Below are 12,897 nucleotides of genomic sequence, written 5' to 3'. Positions count from 1 at the left end.
GTCGTGACCTCACCGGTCCAGGCCGTGGACGACGAGCGGCTGCGCGGGGTGCGCCTGCTGCTCAAGCGCGACGACCTGCTGCACCCGACCATCACCGGCAACAAGTGGCGCAAGCTCGCGCACAACCTGGCCCCGGCCCGGGCGGCGGGCCGGGTGGTCACCTTCGGCGGCGCCTACTCCCACCACATCCGGGCGGTCGCCGCGGCGGGCCGGGAGTTCGGCTTCGCCACCGTCGGGGTCATCCGGGGCGAGGAGCACCGCCCGCTCAACGACACGCTGGCCTTCGCCGCGGCCCAGGGGATGGTGCTGACCTACCTCGACCGCGCCACCTACCGCCGCAAGACCGACCCCGACGTGCTGGCCCGGCTGCGCGCCGAGTTCGGCCCGCACCACCTGCTGCCCGAGGGCGGCAGCAACGCCCTCGCCGTGCGCGGGTGCCGGGAGGTCGTCGCCGAGCTGCCGGCGTTCGACGTCGTCTGCTGCCCGTGCGGCACCGGCGCGACCCTCGCGGGCCTGGCGTCGGGGCTCGGGCCGGGGCAGCGGGCGGTCGGGTTCGCCGTGCTGCGCGGGGACTTCCTGGCCGACGCGGTGGCCGGTTTCGTCGGCCACCGCGCGGGCTGGGAGGTCGACACCCGCTTCCACTCCGGCGGCTACGCCAAGACCACACCGGCCCTGCACGCCTTCGCCGACGAGTTCACCGCCCGCCACGGCGTGCCCGTGGAGCGGCTCTACGTCGCGAAGATGCTCGCGGGGATCTACGCCCGCGCGGAGTCGGGGGAGTTCGCGCCCGGGACCACGGTCGTCGCCGTGATCACGGGACAGCCAGATCCACCGGCGTCGACCGCTTGAGCGTGCGCGTCACCGTGCACACCGCCTCGACCGCCCGGTTGACCACCGTGACCAGCTCGGCCCGCTCCGCCGCGTCCAGCGCCGACAGGTCCAGCCCGAGCCGCACCGCCACCGCGTCCAGCTCGTGCGCGCCCACCGGCCGCACGTCCTCGGCGACCGCCTCGATCGAGGTATCGGCGCCCGCCCGGCGCACGACCAGGTCCTCCGCGGTGATCCCGACGCAGCCCGCCGCCGCGGCCAGCAGCAGCTCGACCGGGGTGAACGCCCCCGGCTCGCCCGCCCGCCCGACTCGCACGTGCGCGCCGCGCTCGTTCGTCGCGGTGAACGCGTGCGTCCCGATCCGCCGGACCCGCACCGCAGCCATCCCGGTCACCTCCGTCATCACCCCGCCGGTGGGGTGAGGCGGTGATCTTACGGTTTCACCCTGGGCCAGGCGAGTTCGGCGAGCCCGCGCGCCGCCGAGCACATCGGGGCGGCGTCCTGCCCGCGCTTGTCGAAGTCGGCGTAGGAGAGCAGGAACTGCCCGCTGCCGGCGGCCACGCCCAACGTGCAGGCGCCCTGGTCGTCGGCGAACTCGACAGCGTCGGCGCCCGCCACGGACACCGCCACCCCCTCCTGGGGCAGGGCCGCCTCGGCCACGGTGAGGCTGAGCGTGGCGTTCCCGGCGGTGAAACCGCAGGTCTGCTGGTCGCCGATGGTCTGCGGGAGCGTCGAGTACGGCTCGGTCGTCGCGGCGCCCGCCGACTCGGCCGCGTCGACGACCTCGGTCGGGGTCAGCACGCCGCACAGCTCCTCGGCGGCGATCTCGGTCATCGACTTGCTGACCGGCTCCGGCCCGCTCGACCCGCAGCCCGCCACCAGCGCCAGCGCGGCCACACCGAGACCGACACCCCTGAGCACCATCGCCCGTCCCCTTCCCTCGCGGGGGAAGCTAGCGATCACGGCGGGGAAAGGGGAGAGGATCTCGGGAAAACCTCACCGCGTGACGAACCGGGCGTCCACTTTGCTTGGCGGACAAGCGGAACTCACCGCCGGATCGGGCGCTCCAGGTAGGTCGCGTCGGGCTCCTGGAAGCCGAACGACCGGTAGAGGTCGTGCGCGTCGGCGGTGTGCAGCAGCCAGCGCATCCCGGCGCCCGCGCCCTCCTCGACCAGCGCCCGCACCAGCGCCTTGCCGACGCCCCGGCCCCGGGCGGCCGGGACGACGAACACGTCGGCGAGGTAGCCGAGGGCGACCCCGTCGGACACCGCCCTGGCGAACCCGACCTGGGCCCCGGTCACCCGGTCGTAGGCGCCCACGACCCGCCACGAGCCCGCGATCTGGGCGTCGATGTCGGCGGGGGTGCGCCAGCGGTGCCAGTACGCCTCGGTGGTCAGGAACCCGTGGACGACGGCCCGGTCGAGGCGGGTGGGGTCGTCAGAGATCTCGTGCTCGCTCATCGGGGGGCACGCTATCGGCATAGGCTCGGGGGGTGACATGGGATTTCCTGGTGGTCGGCGGCGGGATCGGCGGGGTGTCGGCGGCGGCCGGCCTGGCCGCGCACGGGTCGGTGCTGCTCGTCGAGACCGAGCGCGACCTGGCCCGGCACACCACCGGCCGGTCGGCGGCGGTCTACCTGCCCAGCTACGGCGGCCCGGTCGTGCGCGCCCTCACCGCCGCCAGCCGCCCCGGCTTCGACGCCCGCTCGGTGGACTCGCCGCTGCTCACCCCGCGCCCGACCCTCTGGCTGGCCGCCACCGACGACGCCGTGGCCAAGATGCCCCCGGTGCCGCGGGTGCCGGTCGCGCAGGCCCGCGCCCTGTGCCCGGTGCTGCGGCCCGAGGCCGTGCGCGCCGCCGCGGTCGAGGACGACACCCAGGACATCGACGTCATGGGCCTGCACCAGTCCTACGTGCGCGAGCTGCGCCAGCGCGGCGGCGAGACCCGCGTGTCGGCGCCGCTGACCGCGCTGTCCCGCGACGGCTCCGGCTGGACCGCCACGTTCGGCGCCGACCAGGTCGCCGCGGGCTTCGTGGTCAACGCCGCGGGCGCCTGGGCCGACGACGTCGCCGCGCTGGCGGGCGTGCCGCCGCTGGGCCTGCGCCCGCTGCGCCGCACCATCGCCATCGCCCCGGCGGCCGTCGACCCGGCCTGGCCGCTGGTCGCCGAGGTGGCCGAGGCCTTCTACTTCCGCCCCGAGGGCCAGTCCCTCCTGCTGTCCCCGGCCGACGAGACCCCGTCCGCCCCGGCCGACGTCCGCCCGGACCCGCTCGACATCGCCCGCGCGCTGGAACGGGTCAACGCCGCCACCACCCTCGGCCTGCGCTCGGTCAGCCACAGCTGGGCCGGGCTGCGCACGTTCACCCCGGACCGGGGCCCGGTCGTCGGCGGGCACCCCGGGCACCCGGGCTTCGCCCACATCGCCGGGCAGGGCGGGTACGGCATCCAGATGGCGCCCGCGCTGGCCGACGCCCTGGTGGCCGCCGTGGTGGGTGGACCGTCCCCTGTGGACCTGGACCTGGTGTCGCCGGGCCGGTTCTAGACCCAGGGGGACAGGTCGGGGCGCTTGGGGGAGCGCCCGTCGCCGGAGGACGCGCCCCGCAGGCGGCGCAGGACCCAGGGGGCCAGGTGGTGGCGGGCCCAGCGCAGGTCGGCGCGGACGCGGGCGCGGAGGGGGTCGGCGGGGGAGGCGGGGACGGGCTCGTCCCAGTCGAACTCCGGCGAGCGGCCCAGGGCGCGCAGGACGGCCCCGGCGACGCGGCGGTGGCCCTCGGTGTTGAGGTGGATGCGGTCCTCGGCCCACAGGGCGGGCGAGTCGAACACGGGGGAGGAGAACAGGTCGACCACGATCGCGTCGTGCCGGGCGGCGAGGTCGTCGACCGTGGCGATGAGGCGGTTGACCCTGGGCATGATCCGGGCGCCGCCGCGCATCCGGCGCGACGGGTTGATGACGCGGAACAGCAGCAGCCTGCCCGAGGACTCGGCGAGGCCGTCGGCGATGCGGGTCACCCGGTCGGTGACCGCGGCCAGGTCGCAGCCGGGGCGCAGGACGTCGTTCATGCCGCCCGCGAACAGGGCCAGGTCGGCGCCCATCGCCCGGGCCGGGGCCAGCTGCTCGTCGTGGATCTGGCCGACGAGCTTGCCGCGCACGGCCAGGTTGGCGTAGCGGAAACCGGGCGTCTCGGCGGCGAGCCGGGCGGCGACGAGGTCGGCCCAGCCCCGGTAGGAGCCGTCGGCCAGCTCGTCGGACATGCCCTCGGTGAAGGAGTCGCCCAGGGCGACCAGGCTGCTGTAGGTCATGGCGGGCACCAGGTTACGACGCGGGCCCGAGGGCCGGGACGCCTGTCCCCGGCCTCGGTGGAACCCCCGCGCGCCCCAGGCGGGTCTGGGTACGGTCTCCTCGTGAGCCCCACCCGCGAGCCCCTGTGGACCACCCCGCGGCAGGCGCTGTTCTACCTGCTGCCCGTCCCGGTCACGCTGGCGCTGTGGGTCGTCTTCGGCTTCGTGGTGGCCCGACCCGACTCCACCTTCGACTGGGTGGACGCGGTGATCGCGCCGGTGCTGGTCCTGGCGCTGGTGGTCCGGGCCTGGTTCCCGCGGGCGCTGCTGGCCGCGCTGGCCGGGCTGACGGTGTTCTACCTGGCCGTCATCGTCGCCGCCCAGCTCGGCGCCGAGATCGACATCAACCTGGGCGAGGCGTGGGTGCCGGTGGCCACCCCGGTGATCGTCTACAACGCAGTGCTGCACGTCACCCCGATCGTCGCGGGGCCGGTGCTGGCGGCGGTGACCGTCATGGCCGCGCGGCCGTGGGAGCTCTCGGCGGACGTCATGCTCGGCGCGGTGCTCGCGGTGCTGGTCCCGGCCCTGATCGGGCTGTTCGTGCGGGCCAACCGGGGGCTGGTGCGGGCGCTGACCGACCGGGCGGAGCGCGCCGAGCGCGAGCAGCACCTGGTGGCCGACCGGGCGCGCGCCGAGGAGCGGGTGCGGCTGGCCGGGGAGATGCACGACGTGGTCACCCACCGGGTCAGCCTGATGGTGGTGCACGCGGGCGCGCTCGGGGCGACCGCGCCGGACGACCGGGTCCGCGAGGCGGCCGAGGGGCTGCGGGTGGCCGGGTGCGAGGCGCTCGACGAGCTGCGCGAGCTGGTCGGCGTGCTGCGCAACGGCGACCAGCAGGCCGCGCCGCCCGAGTCCGACCTGGCCGACCTGGTCGCCGACTCGGCGGCCGCGGGCGTTCCGGTCGACCTGGTCGTCGAGGGCGACCCCGCGCCGACCTCGGCGGCCGTCGCCCGCACCGCCCACCGGGTGGTGCAGGAGGCGCTGACCAACATCCGCAAGCACGCCCCCGGCGCCGCCACCACCGTCCGCGTCCACCACACCGCCGAGAACGTCCGCCTGACCGTGCGCAACGGCCCCGCCACCGCCCCGGTCGACAAGGCCCTCTCCGCGACCGGCTCCGGTGCGGGCCTGGTCGGCCTCCGCCAGCGCGTCGAACTCCTCGGCGGCGCCCTGGAGGCGGGCCCCCGCGGCGGCGGCTTCCAGGTCGAGGCGGTGCTCCCCGCCCACGTCCCCGTCACCTGACCCGACGGGGTGGGATGGAATCCCGCCGCTGAGCGTTGTGCTGGACATGAGCGCGGTCAAGGACGTCGTGGTGGTGGGGGCGGGGCAGGCGGGGTTGTCGGCGGCGTACTTCCTGCGGCGGTCCGGCCTGGACTTCGTCGTGCTGGACGCCAACCCCGGTCCGGGCGGGGCGTGGCGGCACCGGTGGCCGTCGCTGCGGCTGGGGAAGGTGCACGGCATCCACGACCTGCCCGGTCGCAAGCTCGAGTCCGCCGACCCGGACCGGCCCGCGTCGGAGGTCGTGGCCGACTACTTCGCCGCCTACGAGCGCGAGTTCGACCTGTCGGTGCGCCGCCCGGTCGCGGTCAAGGCCGTGCGGGACAGCGGTTCGGCGCTGGTCGTCGAGACCGACAGCGGCACGTGGCAGACCCGGGCGCTGATCAGCGCGACCGGCACCTGGGACCGCCCGTTCTGGCCGCACTACCCCGGCCAGGCCGAGTTCGCGGGCGTCCAGTCGCACACCGCCGACTACCGGGGGCCCGAGCAGTTCGCGGGCAAGCGGGTCGTCGTGGTCGGCGGCGGCGCGTCCGGGGTGCAGGCGCTGATGGAGCTGGCCCCCGGGGCCGCGGCGACGACCTGGGTCACCCGGCGGGAGCCGGTGTGGCGGGAGGGGCCGTTCACCCCCGAGTACGGGCGCGAGGTCGTGGCCAAGGTCGCCGAGCGGGTCGCGGCGGGGCTGCCGCCCACCAGCGTGGTCGGCACGACCGGGCTGATGCTGACCCCGGAGGTCGCCGAGGCGCGCCGCAGCGGGGTGCTGCACCGGCTGCCCATGTTCGACCGGCTCACCCGCGACGGCGTGGCCTGGGACGACGGCCGGTTCGTGCCCGCCGACACCATCCTCTGGGCCACCGGCTTCCGGCACTCCCTGGACCACCTCGCCCCGCTCGGCCTGCGCGCCCCCGGCGGCGGGATCGCCATGGACGGCACCCGGGTCGTCGCCGACCCGCGCGTGCACCTCGTCGGCTACGGGCCCTCGGCCAGCACCATCGGGGCGACCCGCGCCGGGCGCGCGGCCGTCGCCGCGCTGCGCGAGCACCTCGCCGAAACGGTGACAACCGGCCCCTGATGGCTATCGTGGGCCCCAACCGGCACCGGGAGGGGTCCAATGGCGGACAGCGCAGCTCTGGCGACGAGGCTCGCAGGGGTCGTCGACCTGGCCGAGCCCACCGACGACCACGGCCACGACGAGTGCCTGACCGTGCCGGGGCAGCGGCCCGCGCACGTGGTGCGCCCGGAGAACGCCCAGCAGGTCGCCGAGGTGCTGCGCGCGGCCACCGAGACCGGCACCCCGGTCACCGCCCGCGGCTGCGGCACCGGCCTGTCCGGTGGCGCGGTCCCGCGCGCGGACGGCATCGTGGTCTCCTTCGAGCGGATGAACCGCGTCCTGGAGGTCGACACGGACAACCACGTCGCCGTCGTGCAGCCCGGCGTCACCCTGCGCGAGCTCGACGAGCTGACGGCCGCCGCCGGGCTGGTCTACCCCGTCTACCCCGGCGAGCTCAGCGCCAGCCTCGGCGGCAGCGTCGCCACCAACGCGGGCGGCATGCGCGCGGTCAAGCACGGCGTCACCCGCCACCACGTGCTCGGCGTCGAGGCCGCGCTGCCCACCGGCGAGCTGATCCGCTCCGGCGGCAAGTACGTCAAGGCCAGCTCCGGCTACGACCTCACCCAGCTCGTCATCGGCTCGGAGGGCACGCTGGCCCTGGTCACCGAGGCCACCCTCAAGCTGCAGCCGCGCATCGCCCACCAGGCCACGGTCCTGGCCCCGTTCGGCGACCTGGCCGAGGTGGCGCGGGCGGTGCCGCGGGTCGTCGGCAGCGGGCTGGCCCCGTTGATCCTGGAGTACATCGACGGCATGACCATGGCCGCGATCACCCACACCGCCGACCTGAGCCTGGGCATCCCCGATGCCGTGCGCGAGACCGCCCAGGCCTACCTGGTGGTGATGCTGGAGAACCGGTCCACCGACCGGCTCGACGAGGACGTCGCCGCCGCGGGCGAGCTGCTCTCCGAGCTGGGCGCGGTCGACGCCTACGTGCTGCCCGGCGGGTCCGCGCGGCGGCTGGTCGAGGCCCGCGAGCGCGCCTTCCACACCGCCAAGGCGGCCGGGGCCAACGACATCATCGACACCGTCCTGCCGCGCGCCGCTCTGCCCGACTTCATGGCGCGCGTGCGCGAGATCGCCCAGGAGCACGAGACGTTCGTGATCGGCTGCGGGCACGCGGGCGACGGCAACGTGCACCTGGCCGTCTTCCAGCCCGACGACGCCCGCCGCTCGACGGTCCTGCGCGCGCTGTTCACCGCCGCGCACGGCCTCGGCGGCGCGATCTCCGGCGAGCACGGCATCGGCCACGCCAAGCGCGCGCACTTCCTGGACCTCGAGGACCCCGCCAAGCTCGACCTGATGCGCCGGATCAAGACGGCGTTCGACCCGGCGGGCGTCCTCAACCCCGGCGTCCTGCTCTGACCCACACCCCGCCCCGAGCGAAGGAACCCATGAACGGCGCACAGTCACTGATCCGCACCCTCGTCGACGCCGGGGTGGAGGTCTGCTTCGCCAACCCCGGCACCTCCGAGATGCACTTCGTCGCCGCGCTGGACACCGTGCCGCGGATGCGCGGCGTGCTGGCACTGTTCGAGGGCGTGGTGACCGGCGCGGCCGACGGCTACGCCAGGATGGCCGACCGGCCCGCCGCGACCCTGCTGCACCTGGGCCCCGGCCTGGCCAACGGCGGCGCGAACCTGCACAACGCCCGCCGCGCGCGCACGCCGATCGTCAACGTCATCGGCGACCACGCGCTGGCGCACAAGGCCTTCGACGCGCCGCTGGAGTCCGACATCGACGCGCTGACCCGCTGGACCGAGGGCTGGTCGCGCACCAGCACCGACCCGGCCAAGGTCGGCGCGGACGCCGCCGAGGCCGTGGCAGCCGCCTCGACCGGGCGCATCGCCAACCTGGTGCTGCCCGCCGACGTCTCCTGGGGCGAGGGTGGGGTCGCGGCCCCCCCGGCGCCGCTGCCCGCGCCCGCCACCGTCGCCGACGCCGTCCTCGCCTCGGTCGCCGAGGTGCTGCGCGGCGGCGAGTCGGCCGTGCTGCTGCTCGGTGGCTCGGCCACCCGCGAGCGGGGGCTGCGCGCGGCGTCGCGCATCGCCGCGGCGACCGGGGTCAAGCTGCTGGTGGAGACCTTCCCCGCCCGGTTGGAGCGCGGCGCGGGCCTGCCCGCGGTGGAGCGGCTGGGCTACCTGGCCGAGCAGGCCCAGTGGCAGCTCACCGACGTCAAGCACCTGGTCCTGGCGGGCACGCGGGCCCCGGTGTCGTTCTTCGCCTACCCGGGCAAGCCCTCCGCGCTGACCCCCGACGGCTGCGCGGTGCACCCCCTGGCAGGCCACGAGGACGACATCGTCGACGCCCTGGAGCGCTTGGCCGACGAGGTCGCCCCCGGGGTGGAGCCGGTGCTGGCCGAGCCCGCGCGGCCCGCCCTGCCCACCGGACCGCTCACCCCGCAGAACTGGGTCGAGGTCATCGGCGCGCTGCTGCCCGAGGGCGCGATCGTCTCCGACGAGGCCAACACCTCCGGCGTGCTGCTGCCCGCGGCCACCGCGGGCGCCCCCCGCCACGACGTGCTGACCCTGACCGGCGGCTCGATCGGGCAGGGCCTGCCGGTCGCCGCCGGCGCCGCCGTGGCCTGCCCGGACCGGCCGGTGATCGCCCTGCAGGCCGACGGCAGCGCGATGTACACGATCTCCGCGCTGTGGACGATGGCCCGGGAGAACCTCGACGTCACCACCGTCATCCTCAACAACCGCGCCTACGCCATCCTGCGCATGGAGCTGGGCCGGGTCGGCGCGGAGACCGCGGGCCCGGTCGCGCGGTCGCTGCTCGACATCGGCACCCCGGACCTGGACTTCGTCAAGCTCGCCGAGGGCATGGGCGTGCCCGCGCGGCGGGCGGGCACGGCCGAGGAGCTGGCCGAGGCGTTCTCCTGGGCGCTGGCCGAGCCGGGCCCGCACCTGATCGACGCGGTGGTCCCGCCGCTGATGTGAGCCCGCGGGCCCGGCCGGTCACCGGCCGGGCTTGCGGCCCAACCCCGCCCAGACGACGGCCTCGTTCGGCTGGTTGAAGCGGATCTGCTGGGCGGTGGGGCCGGTCTCCTCCGGGTGCCACTGCGGCGTCCACACCATGCCCGGCTCGACCAGCTCGAACTCGCCCATCAGCGCGGAGATCTCCGCGCGCGAGCGCCAGATCACGTTGCTGCTGGACGACCGGTCGTAGAGCGCCTTGAGCTCGACCAGCTTGGTCTCCATCTCCGGCGGCACGCCGTCGTCGGTGATGTGGGAGATGCCCAGGAAGCTGCCCGGCGGCAGCAGTTCGCGGTAGCGGTCGACGCACTGGGCGCCGATGTCCTCGCCGGTGGCCGGGTCGGGCTGGAAGACGTGCAGGACGGCGATGAGCAGCAGGGCCACCGGCTCGTCCGGGTCGAGGATGCCGGTGGCCAGCGCCTCGCGCCACAGCTCGTCGGGGTTGCGCAGGTCGCCGTAGATGACCGCGTGCTGGTCGGCGGAGCCCTCCTCGTCGAGCAGGACCTCCGCGTGCGCCACGGCCACCGGCTCGTTGTCGACGTAGACCACCCTGGCGTCGGGGACGATCTCCGCGGCGACCTGGTGGGTGGCGCCCGCGGTGGGCACGCCCGCGCCGATGTCGAGGAACTGGCGCACGCCGAGCCTGGTCAGGTGGCGCACCAGCCGGTTGAGGTAGAGCCGGTTGGCCACGGCGATGTCGCGCAGCATCGGGACCTCGGCGAGCACCCGGCGGCCGAACTCGCGGTCGATGGCCCAGTTCGCCGTGCCGCCGAGGTAGAAGTCGTAGACCCGGGCCACGCTGGGCCGGTCGAGGTCGATGCCCTGCGGGGGGATCGGGTCGGACAGGGCGTCGGGTTTGCCGTCTGTCATGGCGTGCTCCCCGTGGTCGGCGTGGGTCGGGTCAGTCGGTGATGATCTTGCGCAGGAAGTCCGCGGTCGCCTCGACGTCCAGTGCGGCGGCGCTGATGCGGTCCCACTCCGCGCGGTAGCCCGCGAGCTTGGACGCGCTGGTGATCGTCCTGGCGTCGCCGGGCAGCTCGATGTAGGCGAAGTCCCGGTCGGCCTCGGTGAAGTCCAGCACGGTGAACCCCGAGTGCACGTGCGAGAGCGCGGCCTCGTAGGGCAGCACGCGCAGTTCCAGGTTGTCGTGCCGCTCGATCAGCGCCAGCAGGTGCTCCACCTGGTCGACCACCAGGTCGCGGGTGCGCCCGCCGGGCAGCCGGTCCAGGCAGGACGGGCTGAGGATGGCGCGGTAGGCGGGCGGGGCGGCCACGGTGAAGATCTCCGTGCGGGCCCTGCGGCGGCGGAACCGCTCGGTGATCTCGGTCTGGGCGACCACCCCCGGCCGCCAGGCCAACTGGAACTGCTTGAGCATGTAGCGCTCGGACTGCAACGGGCCGGGGATGCGCTCGGTGTGCCAGCCGCGGATCGTGGCGGCCTCGGACTCCAGGTCGGTCAGCAGCGCGAACTCGTCGGTCTCCTGCAGACCGGTGCGCATCCGCCGCTCGGTGAGCCGCTCGGCCAGCGCGACCATCTCCTGGGCCTGGTCCCCGGCGACGCCGAGGACCTCCAGCATCCGGCGCAGCTCGTCGGCCTTGACCCCGACCTTGGCCGCCTCGATCTTCTGGATCTTGCTCTGCGTGCAGCCCATGTGGTCGGCCAGGTCGGTCTGCGTCATGGCGGCGGCCGACCGCGCGGCGTGGATGCGCCGGGCCAGTGCGCGGCGGGCGGCGTTGTCCTGCACCCAGGGACCACCTTCTCGCTCCGGCGTCAGAAGCACCCCCAGGGTATATGACGCTGGGTAGTGGTGCGGTACTCGCCTGTGCTGCCACCGGAACGATTCGGTGGAGCGGATTAATCTGCTCGCACGCTCCGTCGCAGGTCGATTTCGGCGACGTGATCACCATTGCCCGGTGAGCCGTCCGACAAACTGTGACCACGCGCTCGCGGAAAGCTCAAGGGTGGCCGCGCCGGCGTTCTTGGAATCGCGCACCCCCGTCCGTGAATGCCCACCGAACAGCACCTCGACGCAATCCCCGGACGGCTCGCACCGGCTCGACCGGCGCCAGGTCGGGGGTTCGCCGTCGTCGGTGCCGCCGCTGTGCCCCATGGTGCTGTCTCCGCTCTTGTGAGTGACCGTCTACGGGATTAATCCTGCCAGTGGAATAATCAGGAAGCAACACTGGGTGATGTGGAACGTGCTGAGAGTGACGATCGTTACCCGATCGCCCGATCATCCCTTGGTGGCTGGAGTCAGCTCGACCGCCCCCGTCCACGCCCGTCGCGGATACCATTCCGCACGCGGACGACCCATTGTGCATAGTGGAATAATCTAAATTGGGATCGATGTACTGATTCGTATCCTGGTGTACTACCGTTCCATCGGGATAGTCCCCGACCGGAGTTCCGGCCGAGCGCACGCCAGCGATTTCACCCATCCGGACAAGGGTGGAAAAGATGGCCGCGCAGCCGCATTCGCCCGGGTCGGGGCTGCCCAAGACCGAGCGGACCGAATGGGACGGAGAGCATGGCGAGGCGGCACACCACGACGCTGGCGGCGATCCGGCCGCCCGCCGCGCCGGGGTCGCGGCCGTCCGCGCTGTCGTCGTCGCCGTGGAGTCCGGCGCCCGTGCGCCGCGATCCCGACCGGGTCGCGGCGGCGCTCGCGGACGCCACCTGGGTGGGTGGGGCCGGTCGGGCCCCGCGGCCGCTGCCGGTGGACGGCGTCGCGGCGTGGGTGGGGAGGGTGGCGCCCGGGTGGGGGCGTCGCGTCGCGGTGGGGGTCGCGACGGGGCGCGCGCGGGGGAGGACCGCCGGTGGCGGGCTTCCCCGGGTCGGGGGACCCCGGGGGCTGGGACGACTGGGGGCGGCCGTCCCGCGGTTGTGGTGGTCGGGGGTGGTGAGCCTCTGGTCCGCGCTGGTGGGGGGTGGGCGCGGACCTGGTGCGCGGCGCGCGGGCCGGGCGCGGCGCGCTGGGTCGGTGGTGCCCATCGGCGGTCGGCGTGCGCGTGGGGGCGCCTCCCCGGGGGAGCGGGAAGCGGCCTAGGCCGGGATCGAAGGGCAGCGGGGGCCGGTCCGCCGGTGGGGAGCCTGCCCCCGGGGTTCGGGTGCCCGGGGGCAGGCGGCGGCGGTCAGCCGCCGATCCAGGACACCGAGCCGATCAGGCTGATCCGCGGGCCCAGCGGCGCGGTGCCTGCGACGAGCGGACCGGACCGGGGGTTCGGAGCCCCGGTCCGGGCGGCAGCGTCCGGATGAGCGTGGCAGAGCGCGGGCCGATCACACGAGTCCCTGGCCGGGTGGCCACCACCGGGTGGTGTGGCGGACGGGTTCCACCCGGACGGGGCGGCGAGTCCGGGAAGAGCAGTGGCG

General features: G+C 74.9%; 14 protein-coding genes. 6 read left to right on the top strand and 8 right to left on the bottom strand.

Translation table 11 applies throughout. The annotated features are described in order from the left end of the window. Positions 1–3: 3 nt before the first annotated feature. Positions 4–849 (top strand): 1-aminocyclopropane-1-carboxylate deaminase/D-cysteine desulfhydrase, encoded by an 846-nt coding sequence (locus GCL84_RS16575; RefSeq protein WP_197523303.1) that lies wholly within the window; start codon positions 4–6, stop codon positions 847–849. Here GCL84_RS16575 and GCL84_RS16570 read toward each other — a convergent pair. The 3 genes from GCL84_RS16570 to GCL84_RS16560 form a co-directional block, all read right to left on the bottom strand. Next, a complete protein-coding gene (locus GCL84_RS16570; RefSeq protein WP_156756386.1) occupies positions 812–1,213 on the bottom strand; it encodes an OsmC family protein in 402 nt (133 codons plus the stop codon). The genes GCL84_RS16575 and GCL84_RS16570 overlap by 38 nt on opposite strands. 47 nt (positions 1,214–1,260) lie before the next feature. Continuing rightward, entirely contained in the window at positions 1,261–1,752 is a 492-nt protein-coding gene (locus tag GCL84_RS16565) for a DUF3558 family protein (RefSeq protein WP_156756385.1), read from the bottom strand. 122 nt (positions 1,753–1,874) lie between these two features. Beyond that, positions 1,875–2,288 carry a GNAT family N-acetyltransferase gene (locus GCL84_RS16560; RefSeq protein ID WP_156756384.1) on the bottom strand — a complete coding sequence of 138 codons (414 nt, stop codon included), beginning with the start codon at positions 2,286–2,288 and terminating at the stop codon, positions 1,875–1,877. Positions 2,289–2,320: 32 nt separating this feature from the next. On the opposite strand from GCL84_RS16560, the gene GCL84_RS16555 reads away from it, so the two are divergent. Further along, a complete protein-coding gene (locus tag GCL84_RS16555) occupies positions 2,321–3,370 on the top strand; it encodes an NAD(P)/FAD-dependent oxidoreductase (RefSeq protein ID WP_156756383.1) in 1,050 nt (349 codons plus the stop codon). On the opposite strand, the gene GCL84_RS16550 is transcribed toward GCL84_RS16555, so the two are convergent. Next, positions 3,367–4,128 (bottom strand): SGNH/GDSL hydrolase family protein, encoded by a 762-nt coding sequence (locus GCL84_RS16550; RefSeq protein WP_156756382.1) that lies wholly within the window; start codon positions 4,126–4,128, stop codon positions 3,367–3,369. The genes GCL84_RS16555 and GCL84_RS16550 overlap by 4 nt on opposite strands. 102 nt (positions 4,129–4,230) lie before the next feature. On the opposite strand from GCL84_RS16550, the gene GCL84_RS16545 reads away from it, so the two are divergent. Genes GCL84_RS16545 through GCL84_RS16530 form a run of 4 tightly spaced genes read left to right on the top strand, consistent with a single transcriptional unit; the run spans position 4,231 to position 9,492 of the window. Further along, a complete protein-coding gene (locus tag GCL84_RS16545; RefSeq protein WP_235926324.1) occupies positions 4,231–5,409 on the top strand; it encodes a sensor histidine kinase in 1,179 nt (392 codons plus the stop codon). 46 nt (positions 5,410–5,455) lie between these two features. Beyond that, positions 5,456–6,514: an FAD-dependent oxidoreductase gene (locus tag GCL84_RS16540; protein ID WP_156756381.1), complete on the top strand. Its 1,059-nt coding sequence runs from the start codon at positions 5,456–5,458 to the stop codon at positions 6,512–6,514. A 39-nt stretch (positions 6,515–6,553) separates the two neighbouring features. Continuing rightward, positions 6,554–7,915: an FAD-binding oxidoreductase gene (locus tag GCL84_RS16535; RefSeq protein ID WP_156756380.1), complete on the top strand. Its 1,362-nt coding sequence runs from the start codon at positions 6,554–6,556 to the stop codon at positions 7,913–7,915. A 29-nt stretch (positions 7,916–7,944) separates the two neighbouring features. Beyond that, entirely contained in the window at positions 7,945–9,492 is a 1,548-nt protein-coding gene (locus GCL84_RS16530; protein ID WP_156756379.1) for an acetolactate synthase large subunit, read from the top strand. Between the two features lie 18 nt (positions 9,493–9,510). Here GCL84_RS16530 and GCL84_RS16525 read toward each other — a convergent pair whose 3' ends face one another. The 4 genes from GCL84_RS16525 to GCL84_RS29630 form a co-directional block, all read right to left on the bottom strand. Next, positions 9,511–10,398 (bottom strand): SAM-dependent methyltransferase, encoded by an 888-nt coding sequence (locus GCL84_RS16525; RefSeq protein WP_156756378.1) that lies wholly within the window; start codon positions 10,396–10,398, stop codon positions 9,511–9,513. A gap of 31 nt (positions 10,399–10,429) precedes the next feature. Further along, entirely contained in the window at positions 10,430–11,272 is an 843-nt protein-coding gene (locus GCL84_RS16520) for a helix-turn-helix domain-containing protein (protein WP_156756377.1), read from the bottom strand. A 156-nt stretch (positions 11,273–11,428) separates the two neighbouring features. Further along, complete coding sequence (locus GCL84_RS16515) at positions 11,429–11,638, bottom strand: DUF397 domain-containing protein (protein ID WP_156756376.1); 210 nt, start codon at positions 11,636–11,638, stop codon at positions 11,429–11,431. A 1,021-nt stretch (positions 11,639–12,659) separates the two neighbouring features. Further along, positions 12,660–12,897, bottom strand: a 238-nt coding sequence (locus GCL84_RS29630; protein ID WP_407924400.1) for a hypothetical protein, incomplete at its 5' end; no start/stop codon positions are given.

The sequence above is a fragment of the Actinokineospora pegani genome (genome assembly GCF_009745975.1).
GTDB lineage: Bacteria > Actinomycetota > Actinomycetes > Mycobacteriales > Pseudonocardiaceae > Actinokineospora > Actinokineospora pegani.
Note: the sequence above shows the minus strand (reverse complement) of the source record. Positions and strands in the feature narration are given on the sequence as shown.